Annotated in this window: 18 protein-coding genes and 1 pseudogene; 9 read left to right on the top strand and 10 right to left on the bottom strand. The window is 68.7% G+C overall.

All coding sequences use genetic code 11. The features are described 5' to 3' along the window. Window positions 1–137: 137 nt before the first annotated feature. Both ABUW04_RS00100 and ABUW04_RS00095 read right to left on the bottom strand, forming a co-directional pair. Entirely contained in the window at window positions 138–386 is a 249-nt protein-coding gene (locus ABUW04_RS00100) for a hypothetical protein (protein WP_380561425.1), read from the bottom strand. A gap of 246 nt (window positions 387–632) precedes the next feature. After that, complete coding sequence (locus ABUW04_RS00095) at window positions 633–812, bottom strand: hypothetical protein (protein ID WP_380561423.1); 180 nt, start codon at window positions 810–812, stop codon at window positions 633–635. A gap of 803 nt (window positions 813–1,615) precedes the next feature. On the opposite strand from ABUW04_RS00095, the gene ABUW04_RS00090 reads away from it, so the two are divergent. Further along, window positions 1,616–2,701: a hypothetical protein gene (locus ABUW04_RS00090; RefSeq protein ID WP_380561421.1), complete on the top strand. Its 1,086-nt coding sequence runs from the start codon at window positions 1,616–1,618 to the stop codon at window positions 2,699–2,701. Between the two features lie 108 nt (window positions 2,702–2,809). Here ABUW04_RS00090 and ABUW04_RS00085 read toward each other — a convergent pair whose 3' ends face one another. The 7 genes from ABUW04_RS00085 to ABUW04_RS39705 form a co-directional block, all read right to left on the bottom strand. Then, entirely contained in the window at window positions 2,810–3,319 is a 510-nt protein-coding gene (locus tag ABUW04_RS00085) for a hypothetical protein (protein WP_380561419.1), read from the bottom strand. Beyond that, a complete protein-coding gene (locus ABUW04_RS00080) occupies window positions 3,316–3,906 on the bottom strand; it encodes a thioredoxin family protein (protein WP_380563391.1) in 591 nt (196 codons plus the stop codon). The genes ABUW04_RS00085 and ABUW04_RS00080 overlap by 4 nt, the downstream gene beginning before the upstream one ends. A gap of 490 nt (window positions 3,907–4,396) precedes the next feature. Beyond that, window positions 4,397–4,780 (bottom strand): hypothetical protein, encoded by a 384-nt coding sequence (locus ABUW04_RS00075; RefSeq protein ID WP_380561417.1) that lies wholly within the window; start codon window positions 4,778–4,780, stop codon window positions 4,397–4,399. A gap of 181 nt (window positions 4,781–4,961) precedes the next feature. Beyond that, window positions 4,962–6,056, bottom strand: a complete 1,095-nt coding sequence (locus tag ABUW04_RS00070) for a barstar family protein (protein ID WP_380561415.1) — start codon at window positions 6,054–6,056, stop codon at window positions 4,962–4,964. A 734-nt stretch (window positions 6,057–6,790) separates the two neighbouring features. Next, the gene (locus ABUW04_RS00065) at window positions 6,791–7,645 is read right to left on the bottom strand and encodes a hypothetical protein (protein ID WP_380561413.1); all 855 of its coding nucleotides are present in this window, start codon (window positions 7,643–7,645) and stop codon (window positions 6,791–6,793) included. A gap of 437 nt (window positions 7,646–8,082) precedes the next feature. After that, a complete protein-coding gene (locus ABUW04_RS00060) occupies window positions 8,083–9,501 on the bottom strand; it encodes an SMI1/KNR4 family protein (protein WP_380561411.1) in 1,419 nt (472 codons plus the stop codon). Window positions 9,502–9,736: 235 nt separating this feature from the next. Then, a protein-coding gene (locus tag ABUW04_RS39705) for an IS630 family transposase (protein ID WP_449341745.1) occupies window positions 9,737–10,821 on the bottom strand; the annotation gives its coding sequence in 2 pieces (ribosomal slippage) (window positions 9,737–10,368 and window positions 10,368–10,821; 1,086 coding nt in all). 58 nt (window positions 10,822–10,879) lie between these two features. Between ABUW04_RS39705 and ABUW04_RS00045 the strand changes: the two are divergent. Continuing rightward, a pseudogene (locus ABUW04_RS00045) lies at window positions 10,880–11,422 on the top strand (transposase); the annotation flags it as partial. After that, window positions 11,419–11,811, top strand: coding sequence for a hypothetical protein (locus tag ABUW04_RS00040; protein WP_380561407.1), 393 nt, complete (start codon window positions 11,419–11,421; stop codon window positions 11,809–11,811). The pseudogene ABUW04_RS00045 and the gene ABUW04_RS00040, both read left to right, overlap by 4 nt. A gap of 607 nt (window positions 11,812–12,418) precedes the next feature. Here ABUW04_RS00040 and ABUW04_RS00035 read toward each other — a convergent pair. Further along, window positions 12,419–12,727 carry a hypothetical protein gene (locus tag ABUW04_RS00035; protein ID WP_380561405.1) on the bottom strand — a complete coding sequence of 103 codons (309 nt, stop codon included), beginning with the start codon at window positions 12,725–12,727 and terminating at the stop codon, window positions 12,419–12,421. Window positions 12,728–13,035: 308 nt separating this feature from the next. On the opposite strand from ABUW04_RS00035, the gene ABUW04_RS00030 reads away from it, so the two are divergent. The 6 genes from ABUW04_RS00030 to ABUW04_RS00005 all read left to right on the top strand — a co-directional run bounded on the left by ABUW04_RS00030 (window position 13,036) and on the right by ABUW04_RS00005 (window position 21,636). Further along, complete coding sequence (locus ABUW04_RS00030; RefSeq protein ID WP_380561403.1) at window positions 13,036–14,022, top strand: hypothetical protein; 987 nt, start codon at window positions 13,036–13,038, stop codon at window positions 14,020–14,022. 1,089 nt (window positions 14,023–15,111) lie between these two features. Continuing rightward, window positions 15,112–15,486, top strand: coding sequence for a hypothetical protein (locus ABUW04_RS00025; protein WP_380561401.1), 375 nt, complete (start codon window positions 15,112–15,114; stop codon window positions 15,484–15,486). Further along, window positions 15,486–16,439, top strand: a complete 954-nt coding sequence (locus tag ABUW04_RS00020; protein ID WP_380561399.1) for a helix-turn-helix domain-containing protein — start codon at window positions 15,486–15,488, stop codon at window positions 16,437–16,439. Before ABUW04_RS00025 ends, ABUW04_RS00020 begins: the two co-directional genes overlap by 1 nt. Window positions 16,440–17,018: 579 nt before the next feature. Next, window positions 17,019–18,266 carry a hypothetical protein gene (locus tag ABUW04_RS00015; RefSeq protein ID WP_380561397.1) on the top strand — a complete coding sequence of 416 codons (1,248 nt, stop codon included), beginning with the start codon at window positions 17,019–17,021 and terminating at the stop codon, window positions 18,264–18,266. A 359-nt stretch (window positions 18,267–18,625) separates the two neighbouring features. Further along, the gene (locus tag ABUW04_RS00010) at window positions 18,626–19,057 is read left to right on the top strand and encodes a DUF6283 family protein (RefSeq protein ID WP_380561395.1); all 432 of its coding nucleotides are present in this window, start codon (window positions 18,626–18,628) and stop codon (window positions 19,055–19,057) included. A gap of 185 nt (window positions 19,058–19,242) precedes the next feature. Then, a complete protein-coding gene (locus ABUW04_RS00005) occupies window positions 19,243–21,636 on the top strand; it encodes a Helicase associated domain protein (protein WP_380561393.1) in 2,394 nt (797 codons plus the stop codon). The last annotated feature ends 337 nt before the right edge of the window (window positions 21,637–21,973 follow it).

Raw genomic sequence — 21,973 nt, 5'->3', positions numbered from 1 at the left:
CGCACCCCACGGCGACCGTGCTGGATCGCGGCTGCCGGAGGGCATGATCAGTGGGCGCCGTGGCACCCCGTACCGGGCAACGGTGCTGACCCGCACCCGCCGGAAGATGGTCAGCGCGAGGACCGGGCGGTTCACCGTCATGCAGGCAGTTCGGGGTCCAGCAAGACAGCGTGCGCCCTGGCGATCTCCGTGACGGCGGTGCAGTAGCCGATCACGTACCAGCGGACGAGCAGGCCGCCCCAGGCCGCTGCAGGAGTATGCAGGAGCGGGGAGGACGACATCGCAGTGGCAGTGTCGAGGGCGGCTGCCAGATCCGCGTGCGCCTCAGCCGCACCCTGGTCGATGCCCGCGGCGGAGTACCAAGCAAGGTCGACGCTCAGCAGCACGGTGGCGCCTGCGGTCCGGTAGGGCCGGTCAGCGGCGGGCTGTCGGCTGCGCCACCTGTGACCGGAACCGGGAACGCGGGATCCCAAGCGACGAGGTCGAACATGTCCAGGCCCTCGATGGGCAGTTCCTCCAGCTGGCCCTCGTCAGTGGGGTCGTCCGCGTCGGCAGCCGGCACAGCGGGCGGGTCGTGCAGACGCTGGAGGATCTGCAGCCGTCCACACGGAGCCATGTCGGGGTCGGCCCACTCACGCAGCGTCCAGACCTGCCCGGGCGGCCTGCACCAGCGGGTCACCGTCGGTGGCCCGTTCGCACGCCATCCGAAACGCTACCCGCTCGGGCAGCAAGTCCTGTTGCGCCAGCGAGTCGGCGATGCGGTAGAGGACTACAGCCACCAACTCCAGGTGGAGGATCAGGTCCAGCGGCACGGCGGTGAAGTTCGGCCGCCTGCTGTCCGAGCAGCTGTACCAGCGCCCGGCCGCCGAACTGGTTCCTGTCCGCTCCGCCGCCCGATCCCGCCGACGCACAAGCCGGTCACCCCCGGCCAGGGGGTCCTCCTTCGCGGGCGGGGCCGAGGGGCGCAGCCAGGAACTGGACGGCAGAGGCGCGGCGGAAGAAGTCGGATGCGGGGCGGCCGCAGCCCCAGCAGTCCTGTTCGGGGCTCGCCATACTGGAGATCTCCTTCTGATGACTGGGCAGGAAGCACCCGCGCGGCCGGCCAACCATTTAAGGTGGGACCGGTCGTAGGGCGCAGAACGCTGGTGCCCGCCAGGACCTGGTCCTGGCGGGCACCGTGCTGTGTGGGGGGAGCAGCGGATCAGACATCTCATGTCGCATGCGCGTCAAGCGCAGGCTCCGCGTGGGGACTCCATCTGGGCAGGAACCTGCGGGTCTCACGCTGGCCCTGGCTCGACCGCTCGACGTGAGGACGACGACCATGGGCGCCAGCCGCCTTCCGTACAGAGCCACGATGCTGCCGAGTCCCCAGGCGGCGACGGTCAGCGCCAGGGCGACTGGGCGTCCCGGGTCCGGGGTTGCCATCCACACGGCGGCGGTGGCGGCTCCGTAGCCGAGTCAGAGCAGGCGGGCGGTGACGGAGCCGGTCAGCGCCAGGAGCGGCAGGACCGGGGCGGCGAGCTGCCACAGCGCCCGTCCGGCCTGTGATCCGGGCGGGCGGTGATGTCTCCGCACCCAGCGCGAGGGCCCGACCTTGGACAGGTGGCACTAGGGTGTGCCGGTGATCTTCAGGAGGAAGCAGAATGCCTCGGGCCTTGCCGCCGCCGTGTCCGAGTTGGAAGACGCGGTCGCCGCTCGTGATGGCGACCGCACCGGGTGTGCCTTCACCGACGTGATGACCAGGGTGCAGACGGCGTCGGATGCGGAACGCGGTCCGGCGGGGCCTCGGTTGGCGGCGTTGATCCCCGCCGTCGGGCCCATCGGTCCGCGGCCGATGCTGGCGATGGCGGCCGGCTTCTGCGTTGAACGCGGCGCCGATCCAGTGGCTTGCGCTGTGCCGGTCCTTGACGGCGTTCACCGAGACCTGCTCGATGCCCTGGAGTTCGCCCGCCGTTGGACGGCAACCGGCGGGGCCCAGGACGAACTGCCGCAGCCGGACGAGAAGATCATCGACGACGTGCTGCTGGCCCGCCTCGACGCCGACACGTGCGTGGCCACGCGGCTGGCTCTGGCCTGGTGCTCGGTCCAGGAGTGGCAACCGGCCGCGTTGGCCGTCCTGTGCCGCAGCGCCGAGGTCCGCGGTCGGCACGCAGCCGCGATCCTCCCCGCCTGCCGCGACCTGGCGGCTCTGAAGCGGCACGACCTCAAGTGCCTGGCCTACGCACTGGCGGTTCTGGACGACGAGCTCCTTGTCGTGCTGCACAGGCCCACCAGAACCGGATTCGAGGTGCGTATCGGCGGCATCGGGGACAACTTTCAGCTGCACACGCTGCTCGCTCACGTTCTCGTCGGTGGTGGTCATGTGCCCGGCACCGCACCCTGCGCGGAGAGCGTCCGTCTGGCCACGGACCCGAAGCCCGCTCGGGAGCGCACCGAGATCATGGCGACGGGGGCCTTCGAACTCCTCGCCCCGAACGGCACGCGAATCTGGAACGAAGGGCTACCCGACGACATCCCTGTGGTGGAAGGACGACGCCTGCTCGTCCTGGACGAGCCGGCTTACCAGCGCAGTTGGAACGCTGACCGGTTCTTCCCGCATCTGCCAGGCACGGCCGAGCTGACCCGCGTCCTGACCACAGAAGAGACCGGGGCTTGGTACGCCCGCACGGCGACTGACGCCGGAACGGGCCGGCCTTCGTGACCGGGTGGACCGAACACGTGACCCGGCTGGGCTTGCACGACGTGGAGGTGATCCTGGTCCGGCCCCCGGACGGCGGCCGAGATCTGACCGCAGCACCCGGTATGCGGGTCAGTGGAAGATGAGGTGGATCACCTCGTCGCTTACAGGCATCAGACACGTCGTCTCACTGCAGGCCCCGTAGCTGACCATCACCTCGGCTTGGTGGGCGCCGGTCTGCCGGACCGGCACGGTGAAGGTGACCGGGCCGTCCGGATACACCGGGATCTCGGTCGGTAGCCCGGCTGGACGCAGCAGGCGGGTCGCGCGGTTGGCCGTCGGCATGCCCACGGCGGTGAGGTCGCCGCGGACCGACAGCCTGGTAGGGATCCCCAGCCCGTCCACGCCGTGCGCGGGCAGGTCAATGCTGTAGATGTGGAATCCGGCCTGTCGCGGGCTGAACGTCACCTGAAGCGAATGCTGCCCGCCGGACAGGGGCACCAGGGTGACGGCGACCGCGACCCCCTGGGCTGTAGCGCTGCCCGTCGCTTCGGGAACCCGACTCGTACCGCAGCCGCTCAGGACGAGAACTGCCGTAGCAACGGCGCCCGCAGCCACGTTCCACCAACGCGAGCTCGTCATCGGCTTCCGCTGGGCGCCCAGCGGCTCAAGAACGCGGCAACCTGAGCCGGGTCCATGGTTCTCGCGTTGGAGAAGGCACCGTCGTTGGTGGCGGTGCGCAGCGTACCGGTGGACTTCAGCACGACCAGTGCCGGAATACCGCTGGTCTGCAGGTTCACGTACTGTCCGGCGAGGTCGAGGTTGTGGTTGAACTCGCCCACGTCGACGGCGACCACGAGATAGTCCTTCGCCAGGAGCGGTTGCACCTGACCCGAGCGGAACATCACGTCCAGGGCCCGACAGTCCGGACACCAGTCGGCGCCGAAGTCCAGCAGCACCTCCCGGTGCTCCTTCACCGCTGTCGCCAAGGCAGCCTGGATGTCAGCTTCGGCGTTTCGCGTGGCGTCATATCCCTCAGGCAGGGCCTGAGCGGTCGCCGACCTTGCTGCTGGGCTGCCGCTGGGGACCGCGCTGGGCACCACCGTCGCGGTGGGTATCGCCGCTGTGGCCACCGGGCCCTGCCCCGCAGTGGTACTGCTCGACGCGCATCCCGCAGTCAACGCGACCGCTGACAGCGCCGCCGCCAGGCCAAGACGTGTTCGGTGCATGGGGGTCCCCTCCCGCAAGTGATCAGTCGCAGGAGGATAGCCGTAGCCGGTGGCCGTCTCACACCAGATTCCGTACAGCAAGCGAGCCACGGGGCACCGCTGACGCACCGTGAACCGCCGCCGTGCCCTGGCGGCCTGAGTTGCCCAGGAGAGCAGCGAAGCCTGCCAGGAACTGGCGACCACGCCGGCGAAGTCGTCCAGGGCGACCGAAACCGCTCGTGCTCGGCCATGCAGGGACGCGGGGAGGGCCGCCGTGCAGCTGCACGACGGCCTCGGGACGGAACGGGATGGAGCGGGGGAGCGGCTACCAGACGCCGGGCTCCTGGTCGCGGTCGGCTGTGGCAGTCGGCAGTGCGACGCGGGCGCGGTCGATCGACGCCCCAGTTCCAGTCGGGCGGGCACGGCTGCCGACGGCGACTGAGGATGATCAGCGGGCGCAGCCGCATCCCGTACAGGGCCACGGTGCTGGCCAGCGCCCACAGTGTGATGGTCAGGGCGAGAGCGACCAGGCGGCCGGGATCGGGGGTGGCCATCCACACCGCGGCTGCGGTGGCCCCGCCGTAGCCGCACCAGGCCAGCCTGGCGGGATCTGGCCGGCTCGGACGATCTGGAGCAGCAGGGGGGCGGTGCGCTGCCACAGCGCCCACACGGTGCCCGGGTCGGTGGGCAGTCCGGTGGCATGGGCGGTGATGTAGGCGTGGACGGGGCGGGTGAGGGTCTGCACGATCCCGGCGTGGTGGGCTGCGATCCGCGAGTGCCGCCACAGCTGCAGCGCCAGGTCGAAGCCCTCACCGATCAAGGTGGTCACGACGGTGGCCACCACCAGGGTGGCCAGGATCCGGATCCACGCCACCGTGGCGCTCCACCCACCCATTACGGCGCGCTCCACTTCCTGCAGCCGCCTACCGGTCCAGGGCCGGGTCCCGCATCGTGAAGTGGGTCGACCAGGCTCCAAGTCGCAGCACCTGCGGACCGTACGCCATCGACGACAACAACCCGACGCGCGAGGGTCAGAGCCATCGGGAAGGCGCGATGACCCGCAGGCGTACCGCGGCTCAGGCCAAGGTGACGTTCATGCCGCCCTCTGTCAGGACGTCGAGGACTTCTGCGAAGAGGTCGTAGGACTGGCCTTCCGGGGCCAGCACCCGGGACAGGTGCTCGCGCGCGGTCGCGGCGTCCCGCCAGAGCAAGGTGGCAGGAGCGGTATAGCCGAACGTTCCGCGTAGGCAGTCGACGAGGGCGTCCAGACAGCCGCCGAAGTAGCCGCCCGGCCCATTCACCGCCTCGCCGATCGCCAGGTAGAGGCCCGGTTCGTCAGTGATGTGCTGGCCGTCGAGCTCGTAGGAGTGACCGGCTGGCCGGTCACTGTGGGTGCGCCGGCAGCCCCGCTCTCGGACGAGGTCGTGCCAAGCACCCCGCAACCGTGTGTCGAAGCCGGCCCAGGCACCTGGCGTGTCTGGCGGTCCGGCGAACCATCGCTCCCAGACGGGCCGGGCGTACTCGGGAACAGGCGCGAAGAGGCCCCCGTCGAACTCCAGGTCGAACAGGTCTGTCCCGTAGGAGGACGGGCGCCAGGCGCCGACCCTGGCCCACAGCAGTCGATCGGTGAGCGGCTCACCGTGGTCGTCCTGTATCTCCAAGGTGGCCTGCTCCAGGTCCAGCGCTCGCCGGGTGCCCTTCGCCAGTGCAGCCCTCAGCTGGTCACTCGGGGCGAGTCCCCGCAGGACGAGCGGGAGCGCCGGCTGGTCGGCCGGCAGGGCACGGGCGATTTCCCGGCAGGAGCCCAGCCACCGGTGCTTGTCGTGCACTCGTACCGGGCCTCGGAATCCCTCGGGTGGTCCTTCATAGTCGTCCAGGCCAGTGAGCACGAGGCTGTCTGTTCCGGGCTGCTGCCCCAGGCTCTCCGCGTCCTCCAACAGCCAGGGATCAAGCGCCTTGTCTTCCGGCACCAACCACACCCGGCTGCCGACCCAACTACGTACCTCTGTTTGTGGAACCCAGCCGAACAGCTCGTAGGCCCCGCGCTGCGGTTCCCCGAACAACCCTTCCGCCCCGGCGCAGACACCCCAGGCATGACCGTGCTCCGTCTCAACCAGCGTGTACCGCGTCCGCCCGCGATGCTTCCCGTCCTCATGCACGGTGGGCATCATGCCGGGATCCGGACCCCACGGCGAAGCCATTTCCCCTGTAGCCGATCACGATGCCGTAGAGCAGCGCGGTCATGGACCACCAGCCCGCCCTCACCGGTCAGCTGCCCCCGGCACGAGCCCGGTCCACGAGCATCCCGATCAGCTGGTCGTCCACCGCCCCAGCGGCAGCAGCGTCCACGGTCCCCTTCGTCACGTCAGTCACTGATGAATCCTCTTCCCCAGGCCAGCCATCCGGCTACCTGGCACGGCGGGTGATCCGCCGTTAATTCGACACTCCCGATCCCATGCCTCCGGGCCAGGTGTGAGGTGGCCCCATGGCCGTACTGTCGGCAGCCGCAGGGTGCCGTGGTCGTTCTGGGTTGGTTGGGTCGCCTGGGTCACGGCTGTGGCGGCAGGGCTCGAACCTGTGTCCACCGGGTCTCGAGCCGGTTGCTCTACCGCTGAGTTACACCACGGCCGTGACGTCCGGGGGTGCGTGCGGGGACAGGGCCCGAACCTGCGTGCGCCCGGATAGGCGGCGCCGGGTGCTTCACCGCTGGCCTGCTCCCGCAAGCGTCGTGATCCTTGCCTGCCGTGTGTGGCCGGTCGACCGGAATGCCGCGTGGCCGGCTCGCTCGCTGGGCGCGGGGATTTGCGCGGGGAACACCCTGGTGGTGCATAGGAGTTGCGCGGCCTGCGGGGCTCCCTGTCCGGTGGTAGTTCCTCAGCCGGGCCGGTGGGCTTGTCGGTCTGGTTCAGGTCCGCGGGATGGTGAGCCGCCCGATCTGGCTGGTCCTGTGCGAGGCGTGTGGGTCCTGGAGGGGGCGGGTCAAGCAGCGGTGCCGTACCAGGTCCGACTGTTCGGCTGCAGTCAGCCTCTTCGGCTGGCCGAGGAGGTCCTGGTCTGGGTCGGGCTCCTGGTCGACATTGAAGTGAAAGGCGGTGTCGGTGAGGTAGTCGCGGCGGAAGTCGGTTTTCCACTGCGAGTTGTGGCCCCAGCCCAGTGAGCCGTCGAGCGTCTCGCGGTAACGGCGCATGAACACCTCGTGCAGCGGTGAGCGGTCCGCAATGCCCGCGACCAGGTGCTGGGCGCCGGCACGCACCGTCACACCGGTGCGGTTGAACAGCATCTGCCCGAACATCAGGCCCGGCCAGACCGTCCCGGTGATCTCAACCGGTGCCTGAGGGCGCTGGTGCTGCGTGACGTGGACGACCTCGTGGAAGAACGGTTCGAACATGGCCTCGCCGATCGGGGTCATGCCGAGCCGGGAGAAGGCAGCCAGGTACTGGGCACGAGTGACATGCGGCCAGCGCTCCGGCTCGTGGATGTCGTGCGCCCAGGGCGTCTCGGAGCCCGGGGGCAGCTGTGGCTGGAACTTGTAGATCAGTGCGTCGCTGACACGGCTGAGTGCGTACAACAGCTCCAGGGGATCTCCGAACTCGTACGTGGCCCGGGTCCATCCGCCGAACACGGCCAGCGGCGAGAGGGCCTCCCGGACCGCATCGGCGTGCTCGTCCAACCACGGGTCCACCACAGCGAGGAAGGCGTCCACCCCCTGGTACTCCTCCACAGCGTGGAAGAGCCGGCGAACGCAGAGGGCGGAGGACACGCAGTTCAGCGTAGACAGCCGCGCCCGCGCGGTCGACGGGGTTTCCCGCGAGGTCGTATCAGCCGTACGGCCGCGTACCTGCCTCTCTGGGGCAGCACGGGAGAGCCGAGACGGCCCGCCCGAACCGGGAGGGTGTTCAGCGGGCTTCGGCGCCGAGGGCGATGTCGAAGCCGGCGCCGTTGCGGGCCAGCCCCATCAGCAGGATGCCGGTCCATTCGAGGACCGGGGCCATCTCGAGTCCTCCCGTGTCCAGGGGCCGCAGGTCGATGCTCTCCAGAAACGCCCCTGGGCGGTCGACCACGCATTGAACGCGATCACCCATGCCATGACGTCCTGGGCTTGCTTCGCCCCCACCTTCACCGTTGCGGAACTGGCTGAGCCGCTCTTCCGCATGCGACACGCCGGTCTTGTGTCAGCTGGGTTGATGTTCTAGCTGTTCAGCAGGGCCTGCTGTGCCAGCGTGCGGACCCGCTCGATCGTGACCGCCGAGGGGGCCGCGTCGGACCTGACCCGCGGCTGCGCCTGGTGCTGGAGCCGTCCGGCTCCAGCTCCACGGGTATCCAGCCGCGCCGCCCGCCCCGGTCCTGGCGGATCTCGGTGTCCGGCCGGTCGCTGCTCCAGTAGTCGTTGGCACGCTCCGTCTCGCTGTTGGCAGGCAGCACCGATACGTCGCTCTGCTCGGGCATGCCCTGCACCAGGCCGCCGAAGGCGACACTGCGGTGCACCTGGAGCGACTCCACGAAGGAGTGGGGTAGCTGCACGCCCAGCTCAGCCTCCACAGCGGTGATCTCCTCCGGCGTCGCGGCAGCACCCAGCCGCACCTCGAACCCGGGAAAACGATCGGCCAGCTGCCGCTCGATCCGGCCCCAGACCCCGGTGACGGCCGCCCGCAGCGCGGTCCGGTCCTGCGCTACGGGTTCGGGCGGCGCCGACAGCGGACGCAAGGGGTCGACCACGCCCGCCGCCTCCAGGAAGGTGGCGGCCTGCGCCTGCTCCTCCTGCGACACCAGCGCCAGACGCTCGGCCGCCTGCCAGCGGACCCCGGGCTCCTGGCCGGAGGACCTGACCACCGACCGCAGCACGTCCCGAACCCGGTCACGGTACTCCGCACCGCAGGACAGCACCTCGGAAACCGAGTCCGGCCGTTCACTGCCGCGGTCGGCCAGGTGCCACTGCGGCACCTGCGACAGCGCCTCCAGATGAGCCTCAACGAGGACCGGGAGCAGCTCCGGCGGCGCACTGACCAGCGGCTGAATCACCGACGTCAGCGCGACGCCGCGGGTGGAGCAATCTGCTACCGCTTCAGCGGTCTCGGCGATGCGACCCAACGCCAGCAGGGCCCGTACCGCCAGGGCCGCCGTTCCGCCGGGCTCGGAGCCGGCGATGGATCTCAACCGCCGCACCGCCTCCGCCTCCTGCGCCGGACCCAACAGGGCGAAGCCCGCCGCGCACTCCGCCGCGGGATGCCCACCAACCGTACGGAAGGCCTGCTCGGCAGCGTCGAGGTAGGCCGGACGGTCCAGCAGCGCCAGGGCCACCAGGGTCAGCAGTCCCTCGTGGGCCGGCGGATGCTCATCCCACCAGTCGTCCCCCCGAAGGGCGTTGGGATCCGTACCACGATCCGCGAGGAATCCCGCCAACTGGGTAACAGCACCCGGGACCTCCGAGGGCGTCAGCTCGGCGATCGCCTTCGCCGCCGGGGGCCGCGCGTCGAAACCGTGCACCAGGAGGTGCTTGAGCACCTTGCCCACGCCCTCCCTTTGCAGGCTGCGCTCCGGAAGCTGCGCCAGGCGTCCGCGCGCGGCGGCCACCACTGCGGCCGTGTCGGAGACCGGCCCCTGCGGCAACAGAAGCACTGCCGGGCACACCCCCGGGTGCCCCCCGTTCTGCTGGACATCCATCAGCTCTACTCCCTGGTCCAGTGGCGGCCACGCGTCTACGCGGTCATCCGATCATGGGCGCCGACGCTACCCCAGCGTGCTGACACAGCAGGCGAGGGGAGGTGATCAACCCACTAGCCGGTTCAGCAAAGAACGCGATTTTGTCGGCCCGGCCCTGTCGCTCTATTTGTGACGGCCCCGCCCCGGACGGTTACTGAGGTTGTAGGCGGGGTGTCGTCATGGTGAGTCCGGTGCCGGCGAGGCATCCGTCGATGAGGTCGGGCCGGTACTGGACTTGGCGAAGGCCTCGTCTCAGGGCGCGCATCAGATGGGTCGGGTCGGTGAAGGCGGTGTTGGCCTGGCAGCGGCGCCGGAGCAGGGACCAGATGCCCTCGACCGGATTGAGCTGAGGGGCATAAGGCGGCAGGTAGTGGACCGTGAGCCAGTCCTGGGCGTCGATGAACTCGCGCAGGCGGCGGTCGCGGTGGAGGTTGAGATTGTCCCAGACCAGGACGATCGGCTTGCCGAGTTGCTGGTGGGCGTCGGCCAGCAGGTCGCGGTAGTCGGTCCAGGCGAAGCTGCGGCGCCCGCCGGACTTGTGGTCCTGGTGGATGATCGGCCGGTGGATCAGCCGGGAGCGCTCGCCCTGCTTGTAGCCGGTCAAAGCTGCGATGGAGATCCGCCGTTGTGAGCGCCCGCGGACGCGGACTATCGGGGTGACACCGCGGGGTGACCAAGTGCGGGCGGTGGGCGGCGTCATCGAGAAGCCGGCCTCGTCCTCGAAGACGAGGTAGGCGTCGAGCGCCGCCGCGGCGCTTCCACGGACGGCCAGGTCTCCTTCACCCACCCAGCCACGGCCCCCTCGTCGCGCTCGACCGCGCGCCGGGCCGGGACCTGGTGGCTCCAGCCATGACGACGCAGCATCTGCGAGATCCCCGACAACGTGAAGGACTTGTGGAACCGTCGACCGATCAGGGTCTTGATCCGCGCCAGGGTCCAGGTCTGGTCTGGCCAGCCGTGCGCGACCGGCCCCTTGGCCAGCTCGTCCTCCAGCACGGCGAACAGCCTGTCGCTCAGCTTGGGAAGCGAGACAGGCCCGGCGGACCGCAACCCGTCGGTGCCGGCCTCCTGCCAAGCCTGCCGCCATCGCTGCACCGAGCGGACACTCACCCGTAAATCCCTGGCGACCGACCCGTTGGAAGCGCCCGAGGCGAAGAGCTCGGCGGCCTCCAACCGGATCCGCTCGCGAAACACCTGCCGTTCAGGCGTCAGCCCACCACCGTGCGGATACCTCATACACCCGGCATACCGCGACAATCACACTCCGTCAGCCCCCAACGACATCACGCTTCCAAAGTCAGTAGAGGACCCGTCCCTGGTGGTCCTGGACACCCAGTCGCTGCGGGCGGCCGCCGGGGTGCCCAGGACGACGACGGGACTGGACGCGGCGAAGAGGACACCGGGGCGCAAGCGCGGGCTGGCCGTGGACGTGATAGGGCTGATCATCGGCGTGGTGGTGCTGCCCGCCTCGGCCCATGAGAACATCGCCGGGATCGCGCTGCTGGACCAGGCCGCCGAGCGCTGCGGCAACCGCCTGGAGAAGGTCCTGGTCGACCAGGGCTTCAAGGACGCCGTGATCATCCACGGTGCGGTGTTGGGCATCACGGTCGAGGTCGTGCGGCGCAACCCCGAGGACAAGGGGTTCGTGCCGCAGCCCAAGAGGTGGGTGGTCGAGCAGGTCAACGGCACGCTGATACTGCACCGGCGCCTGGTGCGCGAGTACGACCACCGCCCCGAGAACTCCGCCGCCCGCGTCTACTGGGCGGCCACCGCGAACATGGCCCGCCGGCTCACGGTTCCCGCGTGCCCCTGGCGCGACCTCGAGCTGGCCGCGTGAACGTCACCGACCTCCTGCGGCACCTCCAGGCCGAGCAGGACCAGGCCGCCGCCCACAGCGAGGACCTGCACCAGCAGATCGACCACCTCACGACGGCCCTCGCCGAGGCCCGAGCACACCTCGCGGAACTGCAGACCGCCTGCAAGGTCATCGAAGGCATCATCGGGCCCGGGGCCGAACCGCAACCGGCGCCGGATACCTACCAGCGCCTCGTGGCCCACTTCAACGACCACCCCGCTCAGCCCTTTCGGGCCCGCGAACTGCACGAACTCCTAGACCTGCCCACCGACGAGGCCTCCGTGAACACCACCCGAAGCCGCCTGGGCCGACTCGTCCGCCAAGGCGTCCTCACCCAACCTGGACGAGGCATCTACCAAAAACGGACTTAACGCCCTCTGAGAGCGCCCAGTTCTGGTGGCAGCCCGCTGCTGGGACGGTAACCACACCGCCGCCTACTGCCTGGACCTGCACCATATGAAACACGGTGAAGTCCATAGTCCATACTGCCGCCCACTGGTTCGACCAGGTCTTCCAGCTCATTGAGCAGCCTTTGGACCCGGACCTGGCCGCACCGGTCCAGTCCCGACTGCGCGGGGGAGACCTGTTGCAGACGGGCATCTTCATCGAGCACATCACTGGGCCCGATCCCGAGGAGCCGGCCGGTTGCCCGGGCCGGGGGCTGGAGGCTGTGGTCGAGACTCTGCTCGGCACCTGTGACGAGGACTTCGGCGCCATCGCCCCCGCCCGGACCGCCAGCTGGTCGACGACCTTGAGGCGGTCCTGCCCTGAGCGGCGAACAACCGCGGAGCCGCGCCCATTGGCTGGGGTTGGAAAGCGTGTTGGGGGATGTGCTGAGGGCTCCGAAACTGGGGTTTCGGAGCCCTCAGCACATCCCCCAACGGGGCGGCTGGCTCTATCGGCGGTACTGGGTGCGGCGGTCTCGGACCATCGGCTGGAACCATGACTGTCACTCAGGTGTGTTGGTCGGCCTGCTGGTTACGGCCGGGTGGACTGGTTGTAGAACTCGTCGGAGTCAGCTGGGGAGCTCGAAAGCTCCGGGTATGCGCTGCCCGCCGCGATACGGTTCATCAGTTCGACGTTTGCCTGATTGCGCTCCTCGTACTGGCGCCGGGCCTCCGCCCAGCCCGGCGACTGGACCTGCCGGGCGATGTACTCCTCAACGGCGGCCCTGATGACGGCATTCGGCGTGGTCTGGGCGATCTCCGCGAACGCCTGGGTGGTCTTGAAGTTCTCCGCGTCGAACCGGACGGAAACGACGACTTGCTTGCGCTTGTCTGCTTGCACAGCATCTCCCCTGATGTCTCCGGCACGCCGAACCAAGGTCTCGCCAAAGAACGGCGCGCTGCACATCGTTGATGGATTGTCAACTCCTAGTCGGGAGCCAACTTTGCCTACACTACATCATCACGTGTGTAGTCTCTACGCTTTGTCCGACTCGCTTACAGAGCTACTATCTGTTACACCATCAGAGACTTGAGTACTACAGAACTACACGAGCCCAGAGTTTGGTGTTGCTTAAGTCGCCTGTAGTGTTGCCGCAAAACAGGCGGCCGGCAACGGCCCCGCGCATAGCGATGGTGAGGTGCACAAGGATGAGCGTCTCGGACCAGGTCGAAGCGACTGGCCATTTCGCCGAGCTCACGCGCGCCTTCCTGGTCAACGGCCGCCGCCTGTGCCAGCGGCCTCCGGAGGCCGACCACGTGCCCGACCTTCCCCCGTACCCGAGCGCGGACGACGACATGTACGGCCCCTTTCCCGAGATCGGAGCTGCGGCGACCACCGACTGGTGGTGGCGCTACCCCGCGGTGGCGCAGCAGAACTGCTTCTTCGAGGTCCAGCGAGCCGCCCTTCATTGGGACCGGCGGGCTCTGGTGGTCGGCGAGGGTGACGGACTGAATCGGCGCGAACGGCGCGATGTGATGCGCGAGGCGTTCAGGAACAAGCGCACCCTGGTCCTGGTCGATCAGACCGGCGGACAGAACAACTTCAAGGAGTTCATGTCGGGCCGCAACGACGCACTCGCGTCCTCGGTCACCATCGCCATGTCCTCCCGGGAGACCCGGGACGTTACCGCCGGTGTCGCCACGTTCTCGAACGTCGTGGTCGCCGACAGCGCCATCGCCTTCGGCCGCGAGATCGGGGAGGAGGACTGGCGGCTGTTGAACGAGGACAGTAACCAACTGCCCACCCGCGAGGACGTGGTGGTGCTCCCGAGCGAGTTCGCCGAGATGCACACCGAGTCCCTCCACGACATCTTCGGCAGGGACGGGCTGTGCTGGAGCGACTGCACCGCCCGGGGAGTAGTGGACCTGGTGATGCTGGGCGCGATGCCCATCGCACTGCACCTGCGTACGCAACTCTGGGAGGTGGCAGCCGCTATGGTCGCCGTCGCCGCAGGACTGTTCGTCCACGCGCTCGGCGAGGGACGGCAGTCGAAGGCGAGTCTGCATGGCATGTTCCTGGCCGCCCTGAACTCGGGATCCTCTGGGCTGCCCGTGCTGACCATCTCGAAGGACGAGCACATGCTGCGCCGGTTCCTCGAATTGATGGACAAGGTCCCCGGCGGGTCGGTGAGTTGACCATGTACTTGATGGGCGGCCATACGGCAGGTCTCCAGGGCCGGCCGGCTCCTGCGCTGGGAACAGGGGGCATGAGCGGAATATCACCGTGGGTGCGCACCGGTCAAGCTGGAGGGTCCGCGCCGTGTATGTGGGCCAGGTCACGTCCGCGGCCTCGCGATCGGGGTTGCCGGAACCTGGCCCGAGCTCCGGCGGCAGTCTGCCCCGGAGACTGCCGCGCTGTGCTGCAGTCTCGTCCTGCGGCCGTCGCGGGTGGGGAATTCCCAGTCCAGCAACGGCGCGGGCGCGGTACGGCACTGGTGTCGCCGGAGGGCCCCAACTACCACTGGCGAGGGTGGCACTTTGTCAAATCTGCTGGTGAATCGGCACCTGGTTGTCCGATGCGGCGGACAGGAGGTCAAAAATATTGGGAGACCCTCCCTAGCGGGGGAGGGCCTCCCGTGCCGAGGAGCGCACCCAGTCAAAGAGGCAACATCTCTCGGGAGCCAGCGAACCGGCCGAACACCATGAAAGCCAACTTCAGGGCGTCACGTGAAGAGTACCTCCGAACAGCGTCCACTGCGAAGCGATCCATGAACAATTCGGTCGCCTGACCTGGCGAAACGAGCGGAACCGCACAGGAAGGCCTTCGCGGATGACCGGATTGTTCACGATTGGACTAGACCACTAGTTGGGACGGATAGGACTTACTGGACGCGGGGCCAAACGGGCTTATCGGTCATCGGAAGCCGCCCCGCTGAATATGTTGGCAAGGGCAACAAATCCCAGAAGTGGAGTGTGATCATCAGGTTGACTTCCCTTGGTTGTTCAGCGTTCCGGTAATCAGTCCGGGACTGGTGGAGCAGCCGTGTCACGTGCTGCATGATGAATGCACGATTCGCAGACTTGATCGAGAAGTGACCATGCGTCAGCAGGGCTTAGCGGAGCCCGGTCACTACGAACGCGGATGCCGAGTCGAGCACAGCACCCAGTCAAGAAAGAGGACCCGTTCGCCGGGCGCCCAGGTCACCGACCAGGCGCCCGGCGACCGCGGCCCATCACCTCGGGCGCCCGCCCACCGCGGAGCCCTTTGCAGAGAGGGCCATCGCCGTGGCCAGCAATACCTCCGGCACGTCCGGGCCGATCAACCCGATCTTCCTCAAGATCGGGATCATGCTCAACTTCATCCTCTTCAGCGTGGACAGCGGACTCGCCTTCGACCTCGTCTTCCACGACACGGCCAACAGCATCCTGTTCGCCATGGCCGCCTTCGGCCTCCTCCTGGTCCTGTTCCCGCAGGAGAGCTTCAAGCTGGCCTACCTCGAGAAGCAGTCGGCCGCCCCGGCACCGGACGACGTCCTCGACCCCGAAGCCATCGAGGACGAACTACACGCCCCGAAAAGCAACGAAGTCGAGGACGACGAGCCCGCACCCGAGACCGACGCCGAGGCCGACAACCCCGCCCCCATCGACGGAACGCCCTGATGGCTCGCATAGAGAGCCCGTTTCCAGCGGGAGCCCCACAGACGCTGATCGCCTTCGTGGGGCTCCTGCGGCTGCTGCGCGCTGACGCTCATCTGACGTATCGGCAGCTGTCCGAGCGGGCGCACTTCTCGGTGGGGACGCTGTCGCAGGCGGCGTCGGGGAAGCTGGTGCCCCGCAAGGAGGTCGTACTGGCCTTCGTACGAGGCTGCGGCGGAAGCGTCGAAGAGTGGTCCGAGCGCTGGGACGACCTCCAGCGCGACCTGCAGCCGACTGCACCCGCTACGGCTGCGTCGGCCTCCGAACCGCAGGTCGCTGACAAACAGGAGGCGCCGCGGCAGAACAGCTGGCAGCGGTCACGGACTCGGATGGGGCGCAAGCCTTCGCCCTCGCAGGAGAGTCCGTCCGAGCGCCGCTACGTCGAGAAGACCATGACCGAGCTGGTCCGTTCCGCAGCGACCTCCGCGGCCCGCTCGGAGCAGTTGGGATACGGGTTGGGGAAGTCGAATGTCATGGCGCCTGACCCGGTACTGGGCGCACTGTCCCTATGCACCACCGCCAAGGACTTCCTCGGCATGATGGCCGAGGCGCAGAAGAGCAGCGGGAAGTCCTTGCGCGACATCAGCGACGAGGCCAACAACCGCTTTCACTACGGCCTGTCCAAGACCAAGCTGAGCGACATCCTTCGGGGCACCCAGCTCCCGGAGACCAAGACGCTCTACGTGTTTCTGCGGTCCTGCCGCGTCCCGAGACACCAGATCGAGGCGTGGCATTACCACCTGACCAGGCTCAAGATCGCGGAGATCCGGCATGCCGAGACCCTCAACGAACCCCCCGTACTGGAGATGAGCCTCCAGGCGATCCGACGCTCGCCGGCAGCAGCGACCTCACTGGTAGCCCTCCTCGGCGTCGCCGGTGTGCTCGGGATGCTCGTCTCTGTCTTTCTATCTCGATGATCGCAGCGGAAGGGTGCAGCCCGCCGGTTCCCCGGCGGCCTGCACCCTTCCTGCTGCGATAGGTGGAGACCTCGGAGAGGCCGCACGTCGTCGATGACGACGTGCGGCCTGCGGTACTTCCCAGGCGTACGTGTGGGGCTAATGGACGTGCGGTGCCATCTCGTTCGCGGGGACACCGACGACCGGCTCGCCGCAACCGGGCGCGGACAGGGGGATGATGGCGAAGCCGGAGATGTCCGGCTGGATGCCAGTCCGCTCGGCAGCATTTGCTGATCGTTGCCGTCCTTCAAGGCCGCCCAGCTTCTTGTCAGAGCCCCGGACGCCGTAGATGAGCGCTCCGCCGCGGGGCAGCCCCTGGCGACGTCCTTGGCGAACTCGTTCCACAGGCCCGACTTGGGCGTGAAGCTGGACAGTCGCTCCTTCCAGTCCAGGTCGTCGCTCTCGTGTCATCGGCAGGGGACCGCGCCGGCGCCGCCGGCGGCACGCGGTGGGGCGGGATGGCTGGATTCACGGGTCCGTTGCTTGACCGCGCGGGGAATGCTGGGACCGGACCGTGCGAGCACGACCGAGGGGGACGCGATGGGACGGGCCAGCAGGACCAAGCAGAGCCGCACCCGCGAGCGGAGCCGTGAATGGTCGGCGACGGCCGCCGCGCGCGAGGCACACCAGTTGCGCCGCGAGGCCCTGGACCTGCTGCCCGGGCACCCGTTGATCCGCCGCCAGTTGCGGGACATGTCGCACGATGCTCTGATGACGGCGTTCCGTACCGCGGTGCTCAGCGGGGGCATGGACGAGGACAGTGCCAAGGAGTACGCGCTGGCCACGATCTTGGGCGGGGTGGGGTACGCGCCGCCCTGGTCCAGGGACGACCCGGATCTGGAGCAGTACGCCGACTGGCTGATGGACCGGCACCGGGCGCTGCTGGAGCGCGCGGAGGTCCTGGTGGTCTCGCCGGGTGCGCACGCCGCGGTGATGGCGGCCGCCTCCACTCTGGAGGTCGCCGAGACGGCCACCTTGGACCGCGAGACCGACGTGCCCATGCCCGTCGGCCTGCTGGTGCTGCCCGAGCCGACCGTCCTGACCAACCGCAACGGTTCGACCTCGGACATCAAGGCCTACGGCTGGGCCCAGGCCGACCTCCACAACAACTACCCGGCCCACCACACCGGTCTGCCGGGGATCTGGATCACTCACTTCATGGACCGCGAAGGGCCGGTCCAGCCGGAGGGATGGAGGCAGATGCTGGCCCTGGCCCGCTCCCTGGGCCACCCGTACCCGCGGCTGATTCCCGACGGTGAGGAGGGGATGGTGGCCAACGGTGCGTTGAAGGGCCGCAGCGCTGAGGAGATCCGTGAGGTCTCCCAGCACGTCACCGAGATCAACACGGCGCTGCGCGGCCACACCCTGCAGCAGCCCTCGGAGGTGGGGGAGTGGACGTCCGGGCAGGTCGTCGAGGATTCCCTCGGGGACTTCACCCGGTGCTACATGTTCGCGTTCTGGCGCCTGGCCGCGCAGGGTTCCACCGCCGTCACCCCGGCGCCCGCCGGTCCCACCGCGGCCACCGCCGGCCGGCCGGCGACCACCGCGCTCGGCGCCGAACCCGCGGTACGCATCGTGCGCCTGAACACCAAGGCCACTACCGCGTCCGGCGCCGGCACCGCCACTGCCACCCGGACCTACCACCACCGGTGGCCCGTACGGATGCACAAGGTCAACCAGTGGTACCCCCGCGAGGGGGAACACCGGATCATCTGGCGCGGCCCCTACATCAAGGGACCAGCCGACGCTCCGCTGCTGCTCACCGACAAGGCCTATCGTGTCGACTGACCCGGGACGGCGCTGCGGTGCACGTCAACGATGGCGCAGGACCGACGCGTGAATTGCTGCACCGATGCGCAGCTGGCCGGCAACGCGCCCGCTGGGTCACCGCGGACTTGAACGTTTCCCAGCGCACGATGGAGCGCTGCCACGCCACGGGCCTGCCCGGCGCCGAAGCCGTCCTCCGGCTCCGCACCGTCGTCGCCAACAGCGACCTCGAGCTTCCGCCACCACGCCGCCCGCGAACACCAACGCCTCTACCCCGCCCCCGACCAGCGGAGATACGCCCTGACAAGCTGACGGATCCGGCCAGGAGGACTTCGGAAACGGGCCGGACACCGTGTGATCCTCCGCGTCATAATGCCTGCATGTCGTCACTGCGCCGGCCCGCACCGCGTCCCTGCAAGAGCTGTCTCTACCGTCGCGACGTCCCCTCCGGCGTCTGGGCGCACGAGGAGTACGAGAAGCTCCGCCGCTACGACGCCCCGACCGTCGACCAGCCGCCCCGTCTGTTCCAGTGCCACCAGACCGACGCCGACAGCACGATCGCCCGGATCTGTGCAGGCTGGGCCGGCTGCCACGACAGCGCGCACCTGCTCGCGCTGCGGATCGCCATCCTCGAGGGCAGCATCGACGAGACGACCTACCAAGCCATGCTCGAGTACGAGTCGTCGGTCCCCCTGTTCGCCTCCGGCAACGAAGCCGCCGACCACGGCCAGGCCGACACCAACGATCCCCGCGACGACGCCGAACGGCTCGTCGCCAAGATCACCCGAACCCGGCGAGACCTCACCACCTGACCCCGATTCACAGCTCCGGCTTCGTCATGCCGTCACTCAAGACGAGCCGCACCCAACGACCTCCCGGGCCCCAGCCACTCAGCCAGACAAGCAGAACCCTCACCCTTTCGGGGGGCGCGGCCCCTGGACAGGTTGCGATGCGGGATCATCGGGCGAGGAGTCTCACCCACCCTGGGAAACTGCCCATGAACCAAGCCACCACGTCACCCCGCCCCACACGGCGCCTCCCACGCGCCCACCAGGAGGCCCACTCCAACCAGCTCTCCCGCCATCTGCGCCGCAACGGTTCCCGAGCCCTGTACGAGGCGGCGTGCGGGACCGGGAAGACGTTCACCGCGCTGCTGGTGGCCGAGCGACTGGGCGCGGAACTGGTTCTGTGGGTGATGCCCACCCTGGACCTGATCGCGCAGACCGCCCAAGCATGGCGTCAGGACGGCCGCACCGAGCCGATGCTCGCGGTGTGCTCGGCCGACTTCTCCACCCACCCGACCCTGGCCCGAGCCGGTATCACCACCGTCAGCGACGTCGGCGACCTGGCCGCGGCCCTCGCCGACGACGGACCCCAGACGGTCCTGACAACCTATGCCTCCCTGGAGAAGTTCGAGCAGGCCTACCGGGCCTTCAAGGACCTGCCACCCTTCGACCTGACCATTGTCGACGAGGCCCACCGCGTCTCAGGGCACGCGGACAAGGCATGGGCCGTGATCCACGACGCGAAGAAGATCCGCACCCACCGCCGCCTCTACATGACCGCCACCGCCCGGGACTGGGATGCCCCCGACCTGACCGAGGACCCGCAGACGGGACTGCTGCGCCGCAGGCCCCAGCGACCGGGGCCGGACCAGTTGGCGGTGGCCTTGTCGATGAGCGACACCACCGTCTTCGGCCCCTGCGTCTCCTACCCCCTGGCCCAGGCCATCGCCGACGGCATCGTCGCCGACTACCTCGTCCTGGTCCCCACCATCACCGACGACCAGCTGCGCACGCAGCTCAACCGCCCGCTCGCCGACGCCCGCCGTACCACGGCCCTGCACCTGGCCGTCCTGGGCGCGATGAAGAAGCACAGCCTCAAGAAGGTCATCGTCTACTTCAACACCGTCGCCGACGCGGAGAGCTTCACCACCGAGTTCCCCGCCACCCTGCGCGCCCTCACTCCAGAACACCGCCTCCCCACTGCCCCCACCACCGTGTTCATCAGCGGCGACCACACCCCCGAGGAACGGGCCGAGATCCTGCAGACCTTCACCACCACCCCCTACGCGATCATGGCCAACGCGAAACTCCTCGCTGAAGGCATCAACCTGCCCCACATCGACGCCGTCGTGTTCGCCGACCCCACCCGCAGCGTGGTCCGCTGCGCCCAGGGGCTGGGCCGCAGTGTGCGCAAGCCCGGCGGCGACAAGACCGCCTACCTGATCGTGCCCACGTACATTCCCCCGGGCGCCGACCCCCAGGACATCCTGGGCTCGGCCTACGAACCTGTGTGGGCCATGGCCGGCGCCATGCACGAGCACGACTTCACCATCCGCGACAACCTGCCCCACCGCAGCCACCGCCGCCTGACCGAGACCCGCCAGGAATCGGTCCGCCGCTGGCGCTTCGACTTCGACGCCGACCCCCAGCACGTAGCCCGCGCAATGGACCTGGTGGCCTTCAACCCCGGAGGCCCCACCTCACTGCCGCGCCGCCGCCTGCTCGCCGCAGCCCAGCGCTACCACGACGAACACGGCGACCTCGCCGTCCCGGCCACCTACACCGACGCCTACGGCTACGCCCTGGGACGCACCCTCGCCGAGCAGCGCGCTGCCCACCGCCTCGGTGCCCTTGACCCCGTATGGACCGCCGAGCTCGACATGCTCGGCATCGTCTGGGATCCCGCCGAGGCCAGCCGCCAGGGCAACCTGATGGTGTGCCAGGAGTTCTACGACATCCACCAGCACCTCGCCATCCCCGAGAGCGAACCCGGCGGCAAGTACCTGGTGGAGCAGCGAGCCCTGGAAGCCAAGGGACAACTACCCGCAGCGCAAGCCCGTGCCCTGGACCGCATCGACCCCCACTGGCGTCTGCCCTACGGAGCCGACTGGACCCGCAAGTACCACCTGGTCCGATCCCACCTGCGCTCGCTGACCGACCCCGGCCTGCTGACCGTCGACACCCAGGTACGCGACATCAACGCCGGCGGCTGGCTCCTACGCCAGCACCGCCAGTGGTCCAGCCTGCAACCGGGTCAGCGTGCCCTGCTGACCCAGGCCCGACTGGACCCGGACACCCACCCGCTGAAGCCGCCCACCACGGTGCGCCGGACCTTCACGGAGAACGCGGACCTCGGCGCCCAGTTTCATGCCCGGTACGGACGGCCCCCCAAGAACCGCGACGAGATCACCGTCAACGGACAGACCGTCAAGATCGGACTCTGGTACACCAAGGCCAGAGCGAATCAACGACGCGGACAACTCACCCCCCAGCAAAGCGAACTGATGTCCCAACTCTTCGGCCCCGACTGGTCCGGGGACGTTCCAGGGGCAACCGACCCTCGACCCGAGACAAGCGACCCCGAGGGGACAACGGAAAATCCGTAGATCCAGATAGTTTTTCGCGAAAGTAGCACGGCACTGATCAGACCCCCGAACCTACAACTTGGAGAGCACCACCCTAGGACTTGACGCCGCGTCAACCCACCCTTGCCAGGTAGCCAGGGCCGCGGAGCGGCCCTCAGGGGAAGCGAGGCGAAGCCGAGACTTCCCTGACAGAAAAGCGAAGCGTTCTGTCCCGGCGAAGCCGGCAGATCCGCGAAGCGGATCATGATCTTGCGAAGCAAGATCCCTTCGCCGCGAAGCGGCGAAGATCCACTGCGAGCGAAGCGAGCCGTGATCGTTGGAGCTATCGCGCAGCGATAGCTCTTACCCGCTCCGCGGG

The sequence above is a fragment of the Streptacidiphilus jeojiensis genome, from assembly GCF_042510965.1.
GTDB classification, from domain to species: Bacteria; Actinomycetota; Actinomycetes; order Streptomycetales; family Streptomycetaceae; genus Streptacidiphilus; species Streptacidiphilus jeojiensis.
Note: the sequence above shows the minus strand (reverse complement) of the source record. Positions and strands in the feature narration are given on the sequence as shown.